Source organism: Streptomyces sp. NPDC026515 (assembly GCF_055567595.1).
On record NZ_JBVHQD010000016.1, the window covers coordinates 131182 to 149996 of the forward strand.

General features: G+C 73.6%; 15 protein-coding genes. 5 read left to right on the forward strand and 10 right to left on the reverse strand.

Translation table 11 applies throughout. From position 1 onward, the window contains the following. Nucleotides 1-152 precede the first annotated feature (152 nt). Nucleotides 153-749 (forward strand): RDD family protein, encoded by a 597-nt coding sequence (locus ACZ4O3_RS30305; RefSeq protein ID WP_467725240.1) that lies wholly within the window; start codon nucleotides 153-155, stop codon nucleotides 747-749. 85 nt (nucleotides 750-834) lie between these two features. Here ACZ4O3_RS30305 and purH read toward each other — a convergent pair whose 3' ends face one another. Both purH and purN read right to left on the reverse strand, forming a co-directional pair. After that, nucleotides 835-2400, reverse strand: a complete 1566-nt coding sequence (gene purH / locus ACZ4O3_RS30310; protein ID WP_467725242.1) for a bifunctional phosphoribosylaminoimidazolecarboxamide formyltransferase/IMP cyclohydrolase — start codon at nucleotides 2398-2400, stop codon at nucleotides 835-837. Continuing rightward, entirely contained in the window at nucleotides 2397-3026 is a 630-nt protein-coding gene (gene purN, locus ACZ4O3_RS30315; RefSeq protein ID WP_362726541.1) for a phosphoribosylglycinamide formyltransferase, read from the reverse strand. Before purN ends, purH begins: the two co-directional genes overlap by 4 nt. 282 nt (nucleotides 3027-3308) lie before the next feature. On the opposite strand from purN, the gene ACZ4O3_RS30320 reads away from it, so the two are divergent. Next, nucleotides 3309-4055, forward strand: a complete 747-nt coding sequence (locus ACZ4O3_RS30320; RefSeq protein WP_467725244.1) for a hypothetical protein — start codon at nucleotides 3309-3311, stop codon at nucleotides 4053-4055. 15 nt (nucleotides 4056-4070) lie between these two features. On the opposite strand, the gene ACZ4O3_RS30325 is transcribed toward ACZ4O3_RS30320, so the two are convergent. Beyond that, nucleotides 4071-5615 (reverse strand): cell division protein PerM, encoded by a 1545-nt coding sequence (locus ACZ4O3_RS30325; protein WP_467725327.1) that lies wholly within the window; start codon nucleotides 5613-5615, stop codon nucleotides 4071-4073. Between ACZ4O3_RS30325 and ACZ4O3_RS30330 the strand changes: the two genes are divergently transcribed. Further along, nucleotides 5505-6686: an RNA polymerase sigma factor gene (locus ACZ4O3_RS30330; protein WP_467725246.1), complete on the forward strand. Its 1182-nt coding sequence runs from the start codon at nucleotides 5505-5507 to the stop codon at nucleotides 6684-6686. The two genes, ACZ4O3_RS30325 and ACZ4O3_RS30330, sit on opposite strands and share 111 nt — an antisense overlap. A 76-nt stretch (nucleotides 6687-6762) precedes the next feature. Here the strand turns inward: ACZ4O3_RS30330 and sucD are convergent, their stop codons facing one another. The 7 genes from sucD to ACZ4O3_RS30365 form a co-directional block, all read right to left on the reverse strand. After that, entirely contained in the window at nucleotides 6763-7647 is an 885-nt protein-coding gene (sucD, locus tag ACZ4O3_RS30335; protein WP_351318330.1) for a succinate--CoA ligase subunit alpha, read from the reverse strand. Between the two features lie 27 nt (nucleotides 7648-7674). Further along, the gene (gene sucC, locus ACZ4O3_RS30340; protein WP_351742053.1) at nucleotides 7675-8853 is read right to left on the reverse strand and encodes an ADP-forming succinate--CoA ligase subunit beta; all 1179 of its coding nucleotides are present in this window, start codon (nucleotides 8851-8853) and stop codon (nucleotides 7675-7677) included. Between the two features lie 443 nt (nucleotides 8854-9296). Then, nucleotides 9297-9557, reverse strand: coding sequence for a hypothetical protein (locus tag ACZ4O3_RS30345; protein WP_467725248.1), 261 nt, complete (start codon nucleotides 9555-9557; stop codon nucleotides 9297-9299). 183 nt (nucleotides 9558-9740) lie between these two features. Further along, nucleotides 9741-10802, reverse strand: a complete 1062-nt coding sequence (locus tag ACZ4O3_RS30350; protein ID WP_467725250.1) for a hypothetical protein — start codon at nucleotides 10800-10802, stop codon at nucleotides 9741-9743. A gap of 189 nt (nucleotides 10803-10991) precedes the next feature. Further along, nucleotides 10992-12176 carry a VWA domain-containing protein gene (locus ACZ4O3_RS30355; protein WP_467725252.1) on the reverse strand — a complete coding sequence of 395 codons (1185 nt, stop codon included), beginning with the start codon at nucleotides 12174-12176 and terminating at the stop codon, nucleotides 10992-10994. Further along, nucleotides 12173-14548 (reverse strand): DUF5682 family protein, encoded by a 2376-nt coding sequence (locus ACZ4O3_RS30360; protein ID WP_467725254.1) that lies wholly within the window; start codon nucleotides 14546-14548, stop codon nucleotides 12173-12175. The genes ACZ4O3_RS30355 and ACZ4O3_RS30360 overlap by 4 nt, the downstream gene beginning before the upstream one ends. Further along, a complete protein-coding gene (locus tag ACZ4O3_RS30365; RefSeq protein ID WP_384989397.1) occupies nucleotides 14545-15663 on the reverse strand; it encodes an ATP-binding protein in 1119 nt (372 codons plus the stop codon). The genes ACZ4O3_RS30360 and ACZ4O3_RS30365 overlap by 4 nt, the downstream gene beginning before the upstream one ends. A 132-nt stretch (nucleotides 15664-15795) precedes the next feature. Between ACZ4O3_RS30365 and ACZ4O3_RS30370 the strand changes: the two genes are divergently transcribed. After that, nucleotides 15796-17151 (forward strand): SWIM zinc finger family protein, encoded by a 1356-nt coding sequence (locus ACZ4O3_RS30370; RefSeq protein WP_467725256.1) that lies wholly within the window; start codon nucleotides 15796-15798, stop codon nucleotides 17149-17151. Between the two features lie 46 nt (nucleotides 17152-17197). Next, a complete protein-coding gene (locus ACZ4O3_RS30375) occupies nucleotides 17198-18790 on the forward strand; it encodes a DUF5691 domain-containing protein (protein WP_467725258.1) in 1593 nt (530 codons plus the stop codon). Nucleotides 18791-18815 lie beyond the last annotated feature (25 nt).

An 18815-nucleotide genomic window follows, 5' to 3' on the forward strand; every position in this document is an offset into this window, starting at 1 on the left:
CACCTCGCGAATCGGACTGGACAACAACTCGCCCTTACTAAACGATGAGCGGCGCAGTATCGCGGTCCGGTTGGGGGGCAAACCGCTCAGAACATGACGTACCTCCGTGCCTTTCCGCGTCGTCCCCGCAGGTCCAACGGAGGAAGACGGCCATGAGTTTCGGCTCGCCCAACAACCCTTACGGTCAGCAGCCGCAGAACCCGCAGCAGGGTCAGCCCGGCTACGGCTACCCGCAGCAGCCCGGCTACCAGCAGGCCCCGCAGGGCGTGCCGCCGCAGCAGGGGTACGGCTACCCGCAGCAGCAGCCCGGTTACCCGCAGCAGGGCGGCTACGGCTACCCGCAGCAGGGTTACGGCGCGACGCCGCCGTACGCGAACTGGGGCCAGCGCTTCCTCGGCACCCTCGTCGACGGCCTGGTCTTCCTGGTGCCCTACATCCTGGTGCTGGTCGGCGCCAAGGTGAAGGCGCTCCTGTTCATCGGCTTCCTGGCCATCATCGCCGTCGCCATCTGGCAGCTGATCCAGGAGGGCCGCACCGGCCAGACGGTCGGCAAGAAGGCGCTGGGCATCCGCCTGGTGAAGGAGGAGACCGGCCAGCCGATCGGCGTCGGCATGGCCTTCGTGCGCCGTATCGCGCACATCGTGGACGGTCTCCCCTGCTACCTGGGCTGGCTGTGGCCGGCGTGGGACGCCAAGCGCCAGACCTTCGCCGACAAGATCTGCGGCACGATCGTGATCCGCACCAACTGAGCGGCCGCCGCCGCGTACTCCAAGGGCCGTGTCCCCCGTACCGAGGGGGACACGGCCCTGGTGTGTGCGCTCCGCGTGCCGCGGCTCAGTGGAAGAAGTGCCGCGTCCCGGTGAAGTACATCGTCACGCCCGCCTTCTTCGCGGCCTCGACGACGAGTTCGTCACGCACCGAACCGCCCGGCTGGACCACGGCCCGCACGCCGGCCGCGGTGAGGATCTCCAGCCCGTCGGGGAACGGGAAGAAGGCGTCGGAGGCGGCGTAGGAGCCGCGTGCCCGCTCCTCCCCGGCCCGCTCGACGGCCAGCTTCGCGGAGTCGACGCGGTTGACCTGGCCCATGCCGACGCCGACCGAGGCGCCGTCCTTGGCGAGCAGGATGGCGTTGGACTTCACGGCCCGGCAGGCCTTCCAGGCGAAGGCGAGATCCCGCAGCTCCCCGGGGCTCAGCGCCTCACCGGTGGCCAGGGTCCAGTTGGCCGGGTCGTCGCCGTCGGCCTGCAGCCGGTCGGTGACCTGGAGCAGCACACCGCCGTCGACGGGCTTGACCTCCACCGGGTTGGCGGGCGCGCCCGGCGCCTTCAGCACCCGGATGTTCTTCTTCCTGGCGAGGGCCTCCAGGGCCCCCTCCTCGTAGTCGGGCGCCACGATGACCTCGGTGAAGATCTCCGCGACCTGCTCGGCCAGCTCCCTGCTGACCGGCCGGTTCACGGCGATGACCCCGCCGAACGCCGACAGCGGGTCGCAGGCGTGCGCCTTGCGGTGCGCCTCGGCGACGTCCGAACCGATCGCGATGCCACAGGGGTTGGCGTGCTTGATGATCGCGACGCACGGCTCGTCGTGGTCGTACGCGGCACGGCGCGCGGCGTCCGTGTCCGTGTAGTTGTTGTACGACATCTCCTTGCCGTGCAGCTGCTCGGCCCGGGCGAGGCCGCCACCGCTCGCGTCGACGTAGAGGGCGGCGGGCTGGTGCGGGTTCTCGCCGTAGCGCAGGGTGTTCTCGCGCTGCCAGGTGGCGCCCAGGAAGTCCGGGAACCGCGACTCGTCGACCGGGGCGTACTCCGAGGCGAACCAGGAGGCGACCGCCACGTCGTAGGACGCCGTGTGCTGGAAGGCCTCGGCGGCCAGCCGCTTGCGGGTGGCCAGGTCGAAGCCGCCGGCGGTGACGGCGGCGAGCACGTCGGCGTACCGATCGGGGCTGGTGACCACGGCGACCGAGGGGTGGTTCTTGGCGGCGGCGCGGACCATCGAGGGGCCGCCGATGTCGATCTGCTCGACGCACTCGTCCGGCGAGGCGCCCGAGGCGACGGTCTCGCGGAACGGGTAGAGGTTGACGACGACGAGGTCGAACGGCTCGACACCGAGCTCTTCGAGCTGCTTGCGGTGGCTCTCCAGGCGCAGGTCGGCCAGGATGCCGGCGTGGACCCTGGGGTGCAGGGTCTTGACCCGGCCGTCCAGGCACTCCGGGAAGCCGGTCAGCTCCTCCACCTTGGTCACGGGGACCCCGGCGGCGGCGATGCGGGAGGCGGTGGAGCCGGTGGAGACGAGTTCGACGCCCGCCTCGTGCAGCCCGCGCGCGAGGTCTTCGAGACCCGTCTTGTCGTAGACGCTGACGAGCGCCCGTCGGATGGGCCGCTTATTGCTCTCGGCGGTCACTGGATAAATACCTTTCGTCCCTCGGTGCGATAGCCGTTGCGGGCGATCCGCCCCACGACCTCGACGAGCAGGCTTCGCTCGACTTCCTTGATGCGCTCGTGCAGCGCGCTCTCGTCGTCCTCGTCCCGGACCTCCACCACGCCCTGAGCGATGATCGGCCCGGTGTCGACGCCGTCGTCGACGAAGTGGACGGTGCAACCGGTGACCTTGGCGCCGTACGCGAGCGCGTCCCGTACGCCGTGGGCCCCGGGGAAACTGGGCAGCAGGGCGGGGTGCGTGTTCACGGTCCGCCCGCCGAACCGCGCCAGGAACTCCTTCCCGAGGATCTTCATGAACCCGGCGGAGACGACGAGGTCGGGCTCGTGGGCGGCGACGGCGTCGGTCAGCGCCCGGTCCCACTCCTGCCGCGTCGCGAAGTCCTTCACCCGGGTCACGAAGGTCGCGATCCCGGCGCGCTCGGCGCGCGCGAGCCCCTCGATGCCGTCGCGGTCGGCCCCGACGGCGACGACCTCGGCGCCGTAGGCCTCGACGCCGGTCCCGGCGATCGCGTCGAGGAGCGCCTGGAGGTTGGTGCCGGATCCGGAGACCAGCACGACGAGGCGCTTGGCCACGGGCTTGGCGGCCACGGTGGGGCCCTTTCTCGGGGGAGCGTCGGTACGGCGGCCGGACCCGCACCCGCTTTGTACCTTCATACGAGTGCTTCGCGCCCCGGGATACGGGGAAGTCTACGAAGCGGCCGGCCGTCAGCAACGATACCGGCACACCGGACGGCCCCCACGGGACGGGGGCGTGGCCGGAAGGTAGCGTCTGGGAGGTACCGAGGCGGGAACGCGTGCGGGACACGACGCGTTCACCAGGTAACCAGCCGTTTCGTTGTCCATCTTGATCTAGGGGAAGACGCTCACTTGATGCCGGACCGCAGCCTGGGACTTCGTATGCTCCCCCCGCAGTCGGTGCAGGGAGGGCCGCGTTTCGCCGTGCTGTTGCGGGAACGGCCGGCCTCGCCGCCCGAGGCGCCCTCGGACCGGCCGAAGGGCGACCAGCAGGACGACAACCCCTTCGCCCCGCCGCCGGAGGGCACCCCGGACAAGCCGTGGCAGCCCCGCCGCCCGGCCGGTGACGACGACCAGCAGTCGCCCTGGGGCAGCCAGTGGAGCGACCGCCAGCCCGGCCGGCAGTCCGGCGGCTTCGGCCGGCGTCCCGACGAGAGCGGCCCGGGCGGCGGTCAGGGCGGCCCCGGCGGCCCGGGGATGCGCTGGGACCCGACGGACCCGGCCCAGCGCCGGGCGCGGTACGCGTTGCTGAGCGGTATGTGGGCGTTCCTCTTCGCCCTCTTCGGCTGGCCGTACGTGGCACTGCTGCTGGGCGCCCTGGGCATCTACTGGGGTGTCAGCGCGATCCGCGCCAGGCCGCGCAGCCCCGAGGAGGCCGCGGCCAACGCCAACGCCGGCCGCCCGCAGACAACGGCGGCGATCAGCGGCCTGGTCACGGCGTCGCTGGCGCTGGCCCTGGTGGCGGCGACCTTCACGGCCCAGATGGTCTACCGCGACTACTACACCTGCGTCTCGGACTCCCTCACCAACGAGGCCAAGCAGTCCTGCGACCACCTGCTCCCGAAGGAGCTGCGCACCATCCTGGGCACGACGAACAGCTGAGGACGGGGCTGTCCGTCAGGTCCCGTCAGGGCCGTCCGACGGTTCGGACGCCTCCCGCAGTGCCGCCCACCGGGCCTTGCGGTCCGTCTCCTCCTGCCAGGTGCCGGACGGCGGCGGTGGGGCCGGCGGCATCTCGTACGGCTCGACGGGCAGCGCCTCGTACGGCTCGACGGGCAGCGCCTCGTACGGCTCGAACGTGTCGCCGTCGCCCTGATCGGGCAGGAGGACGATCACCGGGGCGGCGGCCGCCGGAGTGGCGGCCGCGGGGATGGCGCTCTTCTTCTCCGCCGCCGGCTGCCGGCCCGGCTGCTGTTTGCCGAATCCCAGCCATGCCGCGAGCGAGGCCGGGCCAAACCCCCGCCAGGCCCGCAGCAGCAGGGCCGCCGGTACGCCCACCCCGAGGAGCCAGCCGCCGGTCGCCGCGCCCGTCTGCCACCAGACCGGGCCGAAACGGGTGAGCGCGGCGACGCCCAGGGGGCCGCCGGCCAGCTCGGCCAGGGCCGCGAGCAACAGCGCACACAGCAGCCCCGCCAGCACCATCACCCCGGCCGTCCGCCCGGCCGGCCAGCGCCGTCGGGCCGCCCGGCCCACCACGAACCAGGCCATCGTCACCCCGGCCGCCACCGGCACCGCGCCCGCCAGCCAGTTCAACGGCGTGCCGGGCCCGTCCGCCGGCACGGCCGCGAGCAGCGGAAAGGGCGGCAGCAGCGGGGCCGGGTCGGCCGCCAGGGGGTTGACGAGATGACCGGCGCCGAGCGCGAAGCCGGGGCCGACCGCGTACGACGCCGACCACACCGCCGCGTTCGGGACCAGCGAGACGCAGAGCAGCAGGACCGCGAACCGTCCCGTCCATCCCTCCGTCAGCTGCAGGAACGACGTCCGGGCCGGACCTCCGTGCAGGACCAGCGACACCGCGAGCAGCAGTGTCCCTCCTGCGAAGAACACCGCCGCCCCGGCCAGGGAGGCGCGGACGGCCGTACCCCAGCGCACCCGGGTGTCGCGGCCCAGCAGCAGTCGCCGTACCGGCCCCGGGAGCAGCCGCGCCAGGTCCAGCAGCGGCTCGCGCGGACGGCCGTACGCCGTCCACACCCCGGCGCCCGCCGCGACCGTCGCGAGCAGCGGCAGACACACCGCCACCCACCCCCACACGGGCCGCAGTTCACCACCGGACGCGTACAACGCGGCGCAGCCGCCCACGCCGAGGTAACCGGCCACCACCCCGGTCCACGCCGTACGGGCCCGGACCGGCGGCGGCGCGTCGAGGGTGTCGGCTCCGTCGCCGTCGCCGTCCGGGGCGTCCACCGCGTCCCGTGCCCCCCGGTACACCAGCAGCACCGGCAGCACCAGGAGCAGCAACGGCGTCACGCCGACCGGGGCCGGCACCCCGGAGAGGGTGTCGGTGCGGACCAGTTCGACCCCGTGGGCGAGAAGCCACAGCGCCGCCGCGAGATGCAGCGCGGCGGCGGGCCCGCTGTCGGGGTACGGCGAACTGACCCACAGCGCCATCACCAGCGCCGAGACACAGGCGAGTCCGAGCCCGGCAGCCATCGCGCCGCCCAGGAGGCTCGCGCCCAGGCCGGGGGAACTGTCCCGCAACCGGGTGAGCAGAAGGGACATGAGTTGCGGGCGCGACGGGCGCGACGGGGGTGCCGACGGCGGTCGGTGGGCGGGCATCCGAATCACGACGGCCATGCTCCCAACGACACGCGCTTTCCCGGCGTAACGGGCGAACCACCGAAGTGTCGCCCAATATATGTTTATGTGTTTTTCCGAAGGAAGGTGCGCCCGGTGACGCAGAGCCCTGTCCCCGCCGACGAGGCCGTACCGTCCGCTGCCCTGACGCCCACTCAGGCCTTCGACGCGCTCTACGCGTTCTGCGCCCCCGCCCTGGTACGGCAGACCTATCTGCTCACCGGGCGCCGGGAGCTGGCGCGGGAAGCCGTCGAACGGGCCTTCCAACTCGCCTGGCAGAACTGGCCGCAGGTGGCCCGCGACCGGGACCCGGCCGGCTGGGTACGCGCGGTGGCGCACGAGTGCGCGCTCTCCCCCTGGCACCAGTTCCGGCTGCGTTACCGCCAGCCCGAGGCCCCGCCGGCCGACGCGGCGGACCGCGCCCTGCTGGAGGCGCTCCTGCGGCTCCCGCCGTCGTACCGCCGCACGCTCCTCCTGTACGACGGTGTCGGCCTCGACCTGCCGGAGACGGCGGCGGAGACGGAGGCGAGCACTCCGGCGGCGGCGCGTCGGCTGACCCACGCGCGGCAGGCGGTCGCCGAGCAGGTCCCCGAGCTGGCGGACCCCGCGGCGCTGAACCGCCGGATGGCCGAACTGGCCTCGGCGGAGTCCCTGCGGGCGGCCCAGCCGCCCGCCGTACGGACCTACGCCGAACGGCAGACCCGCTTCTGGACCCGGTCCGCACTCGCCTTCACGGCGACGATCATCGCGGCGACGACGCTCACGCTACGGACGGCGCCGACGCACTACGAGGCCCCGATCGGCCCCGCGCAGGCGATCAGCGGGGTACCGGCGGAGGTGGGGATGGGGCCGCTGTCGGCGGGTGAGCGGGCGCTCCGGCTGAAACTGCAGAGGGACGCGGACAACGGCCCGGAGAGACTGGCACCGCTGGCGGGCTGAGTGGCCGGCAGGCGAAACGCCGGTAGGCCCGCCCCACTGCGGGGACGGGCCTACCGGCGTACAGTCACGCAGCCCTTCAGCCGGCGAGCAGCTCGCGGGCGAGCTTCGCCGTCTCGGTCGGGGTCTTGCCGACCTTGACGCCCGCGGCCTCCAGGGCCTCCTTCTTCGCCTGGGCGGTGCCCGACGAACCGGAGACGATGGCGCCGGCGTGGCCCATGGTCTTGCCTTCGGGCGCGGTGAAGCCCGCGACGTAACCGACGACCGGCTTGGTCACGTTCTCCTTGATGAACGCGGCCGCACGCTCCTCGGCGTCGCCACCGATCTCACCGATCATCACGATCAGGTCGGTGTCGGGGTCGTCCTGGAACGCGGCGAGCGCGTCGATGTGCGTGGTACCGATGATCGGGTCGCCACCGATGCCGACGGCGGTCGAGAAACCGATGTCACGGAGCTCGTACATCATCTGGTACGTCAGCGTGCCGGACTTCGAGACCAGGCCGATGCGTCCCGGCTTGGTGATGTCACCCGGGATGATGCCGACGTTCGACTGGCCCGGCGTGATGATGCCGGGGCAGTTCGGGCCGATGATCCGGGTCTTGTTGCCCTTCTTGCCGGCGTACGCCCAGAAGGCCGCCGAGTCGTGCACGGCGATGCCCTCGGTGATCACGACGGCCAGCGGGATCTCGGCGTCGATGGCCTCGTCGACCGCGGCCTTGGTGAACTTCTCCGGCACGAAGATGACGGAGACGTTGGCGCCGGTGGCCTCGATGGCCTCCTTGACGGTGCCGAAGACCGGTACCTCGGTGCCGTCGAAGTCGACCTTCTGACCGGCCTTGCGCGGGTTGACGCCGCCCACGACGTTGGTGCCGTCGCCCAGCATGAGCTTGGTGTGCTTCATGCCCGTGGCGCCGGTCATGCCCTGGACGATGACCTTGCTGTCCTTGTTGAGCCAGATAGCCATGGTGTGTTCTGTCCTCGTCCTGAGTGCTTACTTGGCGGCGTGGGCCAGCTCGGCGGCCTTGTCGGCCGCGCCGTCCATGGTGTCGACGCGCTGCACCAGCGGGTGGTTGGCGTCGGTGAGGATCTTGCGACCCAGTTCGGCGTTGTTGCCGTCGAGACGGACGACCAGCGGCTTGGAGACGTTCTCGCCGCGGTCCTCCAGGAGCTTCAGGGCCTGCACGATGCCGTTGGCGACCTCGTCGCAGGCGGTGATGCCGCCGAAGACGTTCACGAACACGGAGCGGACGTCCGGGTCGCCGAGGATGATCTCCAGGCCGTTCGCCATCACCTGGGCGGAGGCGCCGCCACCGATGTCGAGGAAGTTGGCGGGCTTGACGCCGCCGTGGTTCTCACCGGCGTACGCGACGACGTCCAGGGTGCTCATCACGAGACCCGCGCCGTTGCCGATGATGCCGACCTCGCCGTCGAGCTTGACGTAGTTGAGGTTCTTCTCCTTGGCGGCGGCCTCCAGCGGGTTGGCCGCGGCCTTGTCGTGCAGCTCGTCCCAGTCGTGCCGGAACTCGGCGTTGTCGTCGAGCGACACCTTGCCGTCCAGGGCCAGGACCTCGCCGGAGACGACCTTCGCGAGCGGGTTGACCTCGACGAGGAGGGCGTCCGACTTGATGAAGGTGTCCCACAGCTTGACCAGGATGTCGGCGACCTGGTCGGCGACGTCGGCCGGGAACTTCGCCGCGGCGACGATCTCCTTGGCCTTGGCCAGGTCCACACCGTCGATCGCGTTGATCGGGGTCTGGGCCACGGCCTCCGGACGGGTGGCCGCCACCTCCTCGATCTCCATGCCGCCCTCGACGGAGGCGATGGAGAGGAAGGTGCGGTTCGCACGGTCGAGGAGGAAGGAGACGTAGTACTCCTCGACGATCTCCGGGGCGGTCTCGGCGATCATCACCTTGTGGACCGTGTGGCCCTTGATGTCCATGCCGAGGATGTCCGTCGCACGGGCGACGGCCTCGTCCGCGGAGGCGGCCAGCTTGACGCCACCGGCCTTGCCACGACCACCGACCTTCACCTGCGCCTTGACGACGGACTTGCCGCCCAGACGCTCGGTGATCTCGCGCGCCGCCTCAGGCGTGTCGATGACTTCACCGGCCAGCACCGGTACATCGTGCTTGGCGAAGAGGTCCCTCGCCTGGTACTCGAACAGGTCCACGCGCTTCCGTCCCTATCAGTGATCTCGCGGTTCGTTGGATGCGTGGGCGTGCCGCGAAGGGCAACGTGACGTCCGCAATGTGTCACAAGGGGGGCGCACACGGTGTCCGAGCGCGCGGCATGTCCGTCTCGCAGATTATCGCCGCTCGCGGGGGGTCTCTAAATCAGGGGTCACACCTGAGCGGTGATACCTGTCACATGATGCCGGGTATCGGGGGTTCTGGTGGCACGGCGTGCCGTCTTGGGGACGTCGTGCGAGGCCTCACCGGGCTGGGGCCGGCCCGGTGAGGCCTCCGCCCGGAGGCTGCGCGCCTCCGGGGTGGACCGCCGCTCCCCACCCCACGGGGAGCGCCCGGCCCGGACCGCGGGTCCCGGCGGGGGCGAACCGACGGTGTTCGGCCACCCACCCCCGGGCCACCCCGCGGAGTCAGGGGGCAGAGGGAGTCAGAGGGAGTAGGACCTGGTCTGCGGGGTGGTGCCGGTGCCGAGCATGGTGACCGCCCGTCGCTGCAGGGCCTGGGCGTGCGCCCTGGCGGTGGCCTGGGCCTTGGCCGTGGCCCGGGCGGCCCGGGCGGCCCGGGCGCCCTGGATGGCCTGCGCCGCGCGTATCCCGGCCACCCGGCAGGTGTCCGGGCGGCGTACGGCGTCGTCGGCCGCTGCGATCTCCATGGCTACGGCGAGGGAACTGCTGATGTTCTTGTTCATGCGTGCGTCAGTCCTTCGGGGCTCCGGCGCGTGCGGCACGCGTCCGCGGAGCCGGGAGTGCCTCCGGTGGGCCGGAAGCGCGGCTGGGGACATCGCCGCCCGGAGCGGTAGGGGGTTCCGGACGGGCAGACCTGTTCCGCCCCGCACGACAGATCCGCGGCGGGGAGTGGGCCGGCCGTCCTCCTAGCCGGGGAAGACGGGGATGTCCCGGTACCTGTCCCGGGTCCCGGCCGCGTCGTCGTGCGCGGCGGCACCGGGCACGAGCCGCAGCGGCGCCCGGTCGGCGAAGGTCACGGCGTACGCGTCACCGTGCCTGGAGGAACCGCCGTCGACCGCGGACTTCCCCAGCGCGCCGTCCGGGTCTCCGGTGGGCGCGGGGTGGCTCGGGCCGACGATGGAGCGGGCGGCACGGTGACCGCCGGGGTGCTGGTGCGCTGCCGTCCCGGAGAACGGCGTGGAGGCGGGGGCGCAGGCGGTGCCCCGCGGCCGGTACGGCACCGCCGTCGCCGCCGGCTTCCCCGCGGGGGCGCTCTGCTGCCGGCCGCCCTCCGTCACGGCGGGCCGCGCCTTCGTGGTGCCGGACGCCGGGGTGACCGGCGCCGGGACAGACCCAACGGGCTGTACCGGCACCGGCACCGGCAGGACGGGGGACCCACCCGGCGGCTCCGGGAGCGTGGGCAGCCGCCCGGGCAGCGAGGGCAGCTGCACCGGCAGCTCCGACACCTGCCGGACCACCTCGCCGAGCCCCTGAGTCACGGCCGTGGTCACGGTGGCTGTCACGGTGTCGGTCACCGAGCGAACCGTTTCCCCCACGACCGGGACGACCCGCACGACCGGGGCCGCCGGCGTGGTGGGCGGCGCGGGGGCGGGAGGTGCGGGGCGGGTCACTGGTGCCGTGGCGGCCGAGGACGGCTCGGGAGTCGCCGCGGGCCGGGCAGTCGTGCGGGCGGCGTGCTGGTGAGGCGTCGGCTGGTGATCCGTCGTCCGGGCGCGCGTCGCCTTCTCGTCCGGCGCCGTCTCACCGGCCGGGAGCACCCTGTCCACACCCAGTCGGCTCACCAGGGACGTCGACGTCGGTGTCGACGGCACCGCAGCCGTTCCCTCGGCCGCCTGTGCCCGTCCTCCGCAGAGGAGGCTGAGGGCGAGCAGTCCACCGGCCAGCAGCGCCAGCTGCAGCGCGCGCCACCCCGCCGCCGTGCGCGACGGGCGCTCGGCGGGACCGGGCAGAACGGCTGGCGAGGTCAAGGCGGGCAGGATCCTCCGGTACGGCGGAACGCGGACGCGAAAGAGCGGTGCGGCGCGCGGGGTTGAGACCACGGACCGCCACGCGGGCGTCGATCCTCGCACGCCCGGCCCGGCGTTGCGCAAGTACCCCCTTACCGACAGGTAAGCATGTCCGGTTCACAAGACCTCTCTGACTTGATGCGGTCTCCTTCACACTGTGTCCGGGACGGGAATCGGCCGCTTCTCGATCGCCGCGGCCATCACCTCCGGGAAGAGATCGGGCGTGCAGGCGAACGCCGGTGCCCCCAGCGCGGCGAGCGCGGCCGCGTGCTCCCGGTCGTAGGCCGGCGCCCCCTCGTCCGACAGGGCGAGGAGTGCCACGAACTGCACCCCCGAGGCCTTCATCGCCGCGACCCGTTTCAGCATCTCGTTGCGTATGCCGCCCTCGTAGAGGTCGCTGATGAGCACGACGACGGTCTCGGTCGGCCGGGTGATCTGCGACTGGCAGTACGCGAGCGCCCGGTTGATGTCCGTACCGCCGCCCAGCTGGGTGCCGAACAGGACGTCCACCGGGTCGTCGAGCTGGTCGGTGAGGTCGACCACGGCCGTGTCGAAGACGACGAGCCGGGTGTCGATGGACCGCATGGACGCCAGCACCGCCCCGAACACCGAGGCGTACACCACCGAGGCCGCCATCGACCCGGACTGGTCGATGCAGAGCACCACTTCCTTCTTCACCGACCGGGACGCCCGTCCGTACCCGACGAGCCGCTCCGGCACGATCGTCCGGTAAGCGGGCAGGTAGTGCTTGAGGTTGGCCGCGATCGTGCGGTTCCAGTCGATGTCGTGGTGGCGCGGCCTGCTGATCCGGGCGCTGCGGTCCAGGGCGCCGGTGAGGGTGGCCCGGGTGCGGGTGGCCAGCCGCTTCTCCAGGTCCTCGACGACCTTGCGGACGACCGCCCGCGCCGTCTCCCTGGTCGTCTCCGGCATCGCCTTGTTGAGCGAGAGCAGCGTGCCCACCAGGTGCACGTCGGCCTCCACCGCCTCCAGCATCTCGGGCTCCAGCAGCAGCGCGGCCAGCCCCAGCCGGTCGATGGCGTCGCGCTGCATGACCTGGACGACGGAGGACGGGAAGTACGTCCGGATGTCCCCGAGCCACCGCGCCACCGACGGTGCCGACGCTCCCAGACCCGCCGAACGCTCGCGCCCCGACCGCGCTCTGTCCCCCTTCCCGTAGAGCGCGGCCAGCGTGCCGTCCATGGCCGCGTCCCGCCCGGACAGCGCGCATCCGGTCCCCTCGGCGGCCTCGCCCCCGAGCACCAGCCGCCAGCGCCGCAGCCGTTCCCGCGCCGTGTCGTCCAGGCCGGTGCCGGCGCCCGTCACCTCTGCTGTCATCTGCCCGCCCTCACAAGATCGTCGTCCGGTGCTGTTCCGTCGAGTCCGAGCAGCAGCCGCAGCACCGGCAGCACGGCGGCGGCCCGCTCCTCGTCCGCCTCGGCGCCGAAGCCCGGTGTCCCGCCGGCCTGCCCGGGCACGTCCGCCCGCGCTCCCGGCCCACGGCGCACCAACTCGCCGATCGTCCTGCGCACCCCCGGCTCGTACGCCGAGAACGTCCGCCGCAGCAGGGGCAGTACGTCCGTGAAGGCGTCCGCCGGCACCCCGGTGAGCCAGGTGTCGACGAGGCCGAGCAGCCGTTCGTCGTGGACGAGCAGCATTCCGCCCCCGCCGCCCCCGACGAACCCCTCGACCCAGGCGGCGGCGTCCGCGGGCGGAGTCCCCGGCGAGAGCACCAGCCCCATCAGGCGGGCCGCCTCCGCCGGCTCCAGCTCTCCCTCGTCCAGCAGGATCCGCACCGCCCGCCCCCGCAGCACTCCGGGCACGGTGTCCCGGCCGGCCAGCGCGCGGAGCACCGCCCGCCAGCGGCCCCGCAGATCACGGCGGTCGGGATCGGCCCCCGTGCCGGGCTCCCCGAGCAGTCCCACCGCCGTGTGCACCGCGTCCACATGGCCCCGCATCTCCTCCGCCGCGTCCGGGTCGAGGGCTGCGCAGGCCGGCGGGAGCCCCACGAAGACCCGCTCGGCGAGGCCCGCGGCCACCTCGGCGAGCGCCCGGGTGTCGGTCCCCCGTACGTCGCCGTAGCGCAGGGAGCGGACCAGGGCCGGCAGGGCCTGGGCGAGCTGGCCGACGTCCGTGTCCAGCGCGGCCCGGTCGGCGAGCGCCCGCATCACCACCGGCAGTGCGTCCGGCAGACCGGCGAGCAGGCAGAGTTCGGCGAGCGCGGTGACGCCGGCGAGGGCGGTCGCCTGCGCCGCGTCGGCCTCGGCCCTGGCCGTCGCCGCGCCCTCGACGGTCGTCCCCCACACCCCGGCCTCGGCGACCCGCACCGACAGCTCCGGCTCCCAGCGCAGCCGCCAGGTCTCCCGGAACGTCCCCGTGCTCCCCCGTGACTGCGCCTGCTCGCCCCATCCGATGCCGAGCAGCCGCAGCCGGTGCAGCAGCCGGCTGCGCCCGGAGTCGATCTCCTTGCGCAGGTCGAGCTCCAGCTCCCGTTCCAACGCCTCCGGCCTGAGCCTGAGGTGACGCTGTTCCCGCGCCAGGTCGCGCTGCAACGGCACCGCGGGCGCCGCCTGCGGCACCTCCCCCAGCACGTCCCCGACCACCAGCCGGTCGTGGACCAGCGCCAGCGGAACGTCCGAACCCTCGCAGAGCACCGCCCGCACCGCGTCGGTGGTCTCGCCCAGACCGGGCAGGGGACGGCCGCGCATCACCGCGAGGGTGTCGGCCAGCCGTACCGCCTCGATGACATGGGCCGAGGAGACGATCCGGTCCTCCTCGCGCAACAGTCCGGCGACCTTGACGAGCCACCGCTCCACCGGCCGGTCCCCGGCGCGGAACAGATGTCCGTACCAGCCCGGTGAGTCGATGCCCGCGCCGTATCCGCTCGACCGCGCCAGCCGGCGGTTGGTCCACGGCACCCAGGTCATGTCCGTCCTGACCTTGGGCAGCCCCTTCAGCAGCCCCCGGTCGGCCGCGACGGTGCTCCGCGTGCGCAGCGCCGGCACATGCCACGCCCCGCACACCACCGCGACGTCCTCGCCGAACCGCCGTTGTGCCGCCCGCAGTTGGAGCCTCATGTATGCCTCGCGCACCGGGTCCCGGTCCCGGCCACCGGCCCCGTGGGTCTCCCGCAGCACCTCCATCGCCTCCGCCACCGCGGTGAACGGCGCGAGCGCGTCCCGTTCCCCCCGCTCGCCGTCCCCGGTCCCGCCCCGGTGCTCGACGACATCCTCCCACCAGCGCTCGGGGTCGTCGTGACCGGCGGCCTCGGCGAGGGCGGCGAGGGGATCGACCCGCATCCGCCGGCCGGCCCCGGACGCGCCGTCCTCCACGTCGGCCGGCGCCGCCGCTTCCTCGTCCGCCGTCCCCCACGCCAGCGTGTGGGTGGCCGGCAGGTCGATGAAGCGGACCGGGACGTCGTGCTCCAGGGCCCAGCGCATGGCCACCCACTCGGGACTGAAGTCGGCCAGCGGCCAGAAGGCCGAGCGGCCGGGCTCGTCCACGGCGTGTGCCAGGAGGGCCACCGGGGGCCGCATCCGCGGGTCGGCGGCCAGCGGGATCAGCGCGTCGGCCTCGGGCGGCCCCTCGATCAGTACGGTCTTCGGCCGGGCGGCTTCCAGGGCGGCCCCCACCGCCCGGGCGGAACCGGGTCCGTGGTGCCGTACCCCCAGGAGCAGCGGCCCGCCCCGCGACGGCGGGGAGCCGCTCATACGCTCACCTCCCGGCAGGCACGGTAGAAGTCCTTCCAGCCGTCGCGCTCGCGGACGACCGTCTCCAGGTACTCCTGCCAGATGACGCGGTCGGCGGCCGGGTCGCGGACGACCGCGCCGAGGAGGCCCGCCGCGACGTCGCCGGCCCGCAGCACGCCGTCCCCGAAGTGGGCGGACAGGGCGAGTCCGCTGGTGACGACGGAGATCGCCTCGGCCGTGGAGAGCGTCCCGCTCGGCGACTTCAGCTTGGTCCGGCCGTCGGTGGTGATGCCGTCGCGCAGCTCCCGGAAGACGGTGACGACCCGGCGGATCTCCTCGATGCCGTCGGGCACGGCGGGCAGGTCCAGGGAGCGGCCGATCTGGTCGACGCGGCGCGCGACGATGTCGACCTCGGCGTCCGGACTCTCCGGCAGCGGCAGAACGACGGTGTTGAAGCGGCGGCGCAGGGCGCTGGAGAGGTCGTTGACACCCCGGTCGCGGTCGTTGGCGGTCGCGATCAGGTTGAAACCGCGGACCGCCTGGACCTCCTGCCCCAGCTCCGGGATCGGCAGGGTCTTCTCGGACAGGATCGTGATCAGCGTGTCCTGCACATCGGCCGGGATCCGGGTCAGCTCCTCGACTCTCGCCGTCATGCCCTCCGCCATGGCCCGCATGACCGGGCTCGGCACCAGCGCGCGCCGGCTCGGGCCGTTGGCCAGCAGCTGGGCGTAGTTCCAGCCGTAGCGGATCGCCTCCTCCGGGGTGCCCGCCGTGCCCTGCACCAGCAGCGTCGAGTCACCGCTGACCGCGGCGGCCAGATGCTCGGAGACCCAGGTCTTGGCGGTGCCGGGCACGCCGAGCAGGAGCAGGGCGCGGTCCGTGGCGAGCGTGGTGACGGCGACCTCGACGATACGCCGGGGGCCGACGTACTTCGGTGTGATCACCGTGCCGTCCGGCAGAGCGCCGCCCAGGAGATAGGTGGCCACCGCCCAGGGCGACATCTTCCAGCGGGCCGGGCGCGGCCGGTCGTCCTGTGCGGCCAGCGCGGCGAGTTCCGCGGCGAAGGCGTGCTCGGCGTGCGGTCGCAGCGCACTCTCGGTGGTCGTCGGGTCGGTCGGTTCCACGGACACAGTCATGGCTGAGGCCCCCTCCAGCTCGGCCGGTTCGGATCTGGTGTCCACCGTGCACCACGCCACTGACAATCGCCCTGACCTGCGCAAACATGGCCATCGGGTCGATTGTCAGTGGGGGGATCTACCTTCGATGACATGACTCAGCAGGGGGTGCGCTGGAGTGCGGACCAGGTGCTGGCACTGGCTCCTGACGCCGCGTCACGCAAGGCGGGAAGCAAACTCGGAGCGGCGGGGCCGTGGTCCGGGGCGGGGAGTTGTGAGGAGGGGACCGTATGGGGACTGTGCAAGGGCAGCGGAAGCAAGCCGTACCAGACGATCGTGGACATGGCGGACCCGGCGGGGCTCGCGTACAAGTGCAGTTGCCCCAGCCGGAAGTTCCCCTGCAAACACGCCCTCGGGCTGCTCCTGCTGTGGGCGGGCGAGGACGACACGGTGCCGACGGTGACGGAGCCGCCGGACTGGGCCGAGCAGTGGATCGCGGGCCGGCGCAAGCGCGCGGAGGACAAACGGGCGACGGGCGAGGGGAGTTCCCCGGCCCCCGCTGATCCCGAGGCGGCCCGGCGGCGGGCGGAGCGGCGTGCCGAGCGGGTCACGGCCGGCGCCACGGAGCTGGAGCAGCGCCTGACCGACCTGCTCCGCGGCGGGCTGGCCCCGGCCGAGCAGACGGGGTACGGACTCTGGGAGGAGACCGCGGCCCGCATGGTCGACGCCCAGGCACCCGGGCTGGCCGCGCGGGTGCGGGAGTTGGGTGCCATACCGGCCTCCGGGCCCGGCTGGCCGGTGCGGCTGCTGGAGGAGTGCGCGCTGCTGCACCTCCTCGACCAGGGCTGGCTGCGCCGCGACCGGCTCCCGGAGAGCCTCGCCGCCACGGTCCGGGCCCGCGTCGGCCTGCCCGCCTCGGCGGACGGCCCCCCGGTGCGTGACCGCTGGCTGGTCCTCGCCCAGTACGACACGGCGGACGCGAAACTGACGACCCGCCGGATCTGGCTGCACGGCGCCGACTCGGGCCGTACGGCGCTGCTCCTCTCCTACGGGGCGGCCGGCCGTGCCCCGGAGCTGGCGCTGCCGGTCGGTCTCGCCCTGGAGGCCGAGCTGTCCGCCTACCCGGGGGCGGGTGAGCACCGGGCGGCCCTGGGCGAGCGGTTCACCTCGCCCGCGCCCCTGCCGGTACGGCCGCCCGGCCTGACGACGGCCGGGGCGGCGGCCCGGTACGGAGAGGCGCTACGGGCGGACCCGTGGCTGGAGTCGGTGCCGGTGACGCTGGGCCGGGTGGTGCCCGTCCCGGACGGTGATTCCTGGCAACTGGCCGACGTGGAAGGGGAAGGAGCGCTCCCCCTCTCTCCCGCCGCCCGCGCCCGGCCCGGTCTGTGGCGGCTGGTCGCGCTCTCCGGCGGGGCCCCGGTCACGGTCTTCGGCGAGTGCGGCCACCGCGGCTTCACCCCCCTGACGGCCTGGCCCGAGCACACCGGAGAGGCGGTACCGCTGTGCTGACCCGACCGGCCCGCACCAAGCGACCGACTTCCGGAGAGGAAACGCCGTGACCGCCTGGGAAGACCTCGTCACCACGGCCCTGCTGGGCACCGACCGGCGTCCGCCCGCGACCGGCGGGCTCGGGCGGGAGGCTCCCGTGGCCCTGCTGGACGAGGCGGCCGTGGCGACCGTACGCCGACGGGCCGGACTGCGGCCCGCGCGGGCCGCGGACCGCCCCGAACCCGCTCCCGAGGATCCGCGCCCCGCGCTGCCCGCCGCGGCCGCGCGCAGGCTCGCGATGCTGCTGTCCGACCGCCCCGGCACCGGGACCGGCGGTCGCCGGGGCACCTCGCCCGACCTCGTGGAGCTGCTGCCCCAGTGGCTCGCGGCGGCCAACGCGCGCGGGTTCGCCGCGCCCCCGCAGACGCTGCCCGCGCTGCTGGACGCGGCCCGGGGCCGTACCGACCTGCGGCCCGCGGCGCTGGCCTTCGCGGGGCCGCGCGCGATGTGGCTGGCCCAGTTCAACCAGGACTGGCGGTTCACCCTGCGCGCGGCCCCGGGCGGTGGCGCGAGCCTGCCCGGCCCCGAGGACACCGACGGAATAGGGCAGTTGTGGCAGGAGGGATTGTTCGCCGAGCGGGTCGCTCTGCTGGCCGCGCTGCGGGCCCGTACCCCCGAGGCGGCGCGCGAGCTGCTGGCCGGGACCTGGGCAACGGAGCGGGCGGAGGACCGGCTGATGTTCCTCGACTCGCTGCGCACCGGACTGGCCGCCGGGGACGAGCCGTTCCTGGAACTGGCGCTGTCGGACCGGAGCCGTAACGTGCGGACGACGGCGGCGGAGCTGCTGTCCACGCTGCCGGGCTCGGCGCTGGCGGGGCGCATGGCGGTGCGGGCCGGGGCCTGTGTGGCCGTCGACCGCTCGGGGGACGGCCCGGCGATCGCGGTGGAGGCGCCGCCCGAGTGCGACCCGGGCATGGAGCGGGACGGGGTGGTGGCGAAGCCCCCGACCGGACGCGGGGAACGGTCGTGGTGGCTGGGCCAGTTGGTGGAGGCGGCCCCGCTCGCCACCTGGCAGGCACGGCTCGGCGGCCGTACGCCGGAAGAGATCGTGGCGCTCCCGGTCGCGGACGGCTGGCAGGGCGAGCTGCACGCGGCCTGGTGCCAGGCCGCCGTACGACAGCGGGATGCCGCGTGGGCGAGAGCGCTGCTCGGGGTTCCCGCGGCGCCGGAGGCGGGCGGTCCGGGCGCGGTCTCCCTGGCCGAACGCGCGAAGCTGCTGGGCACCCTGGAAGCCGCGGAGCGGGCCGGGTGGGTGGCGGGGTTCATCGCGGCGCACGGCCTGTCGGAGGCGTTCCAGTTGCTCGGGGTCTGCGCCATACCGTGGTCGGCGCCGCTCGGCCGGGCCGTGGTGGACTCCCTGAACATCGCGCGGGACGCGGGGAGTTATCCGTGGAGTTTCAGCGGGGTGATGGGCCTGGCCGAACGCTGCCTGGATCCCGCGGAGGCCGGCCGGCTGGACGCGTTGCTGGCGGTGCCGGACGAGGGGGAGGACGCGTCACCGGGTGCCGGCGGGTACTGGGCGGAGGCGTTCCAGCGGCTCGCCACGACGTTGCGGCTGCGGGCGGTGATGCTGGCGGAACTGGAGCCGGGCGGCAGCTGAGCGTCCGGTGCCGCGACGGCTCCCG

Excerpts from the sequence above, each read along its gene's own strand:
- ACZ4O3_RS30320 (WP_467725244.1), top strand. The coding sequence starts at position 3,309 with ATGCCGGACCGCAGCCTGGGACTTCGTATGCTCCCCCCGCAGTCGGTG.
- sucD (WP_351318330.1), bottom strand. The coding sequence starts at position 7,647 with ATGGCTATCTGGCTCAACAAGGACAGCAAGGTCATCGTCCAGGGCATG.
- ACZ4O3_RS30360 (WP_467725254.1), bottom strand. The coding sequence starts at position 14,548 with ATGAGCGGCTCCCCGCCGTCGCGGGGCGGGCCGCTGCTCCTGGGGGTA.
- ACZ4O3_RS30370 (WP_467725256.1), top strand. The coding sequence starts at position 15,796 with ATGACTCAGCAGGGGGTGCGCTGGAGTGCGGACCAGGTGCTGGCACTG.
- ACZ4O3_RS30365 (WP_384989397.1), bottom strand. The coding sequence starts at position 15,663 with ATGACTGTGTCCGTGGAACCGACCGACCCGACGACCACCGAGAGTGCG.
- ACZ4O3_RS30345 (WP_467725248.1), bottom strand. The coding sequence starts at position 9,557 with ATGAACAAGAACATCAGCAGTTCCCTCGCCGTAGCCATGGAGATCGCA.
- ACZ4O3_RS30305 (WP_467725240.1), top strand. The coding sequence starts at position 153 with ATGAGTTTCGGCTCGCCCAACAACCCTTACGGTCAGCAGCCGCAGAAC.
- ACZ4O3_RS30355 (WP_467725252.1), bottom strand. The coding sequence starts at position 12,176 with ATGACAGCAGAGGTGACGGGCGCCGGCACCGGCCTGGACGACACGGCG.
- ACZ4O3_RS30330 (WP_467725246.1), top strand. The coding sequence starts at position 5,505 with ATGCAGCGCGGCGGCGGGCCCGCTGTCGGGGTACGGCGAACTGACCCA.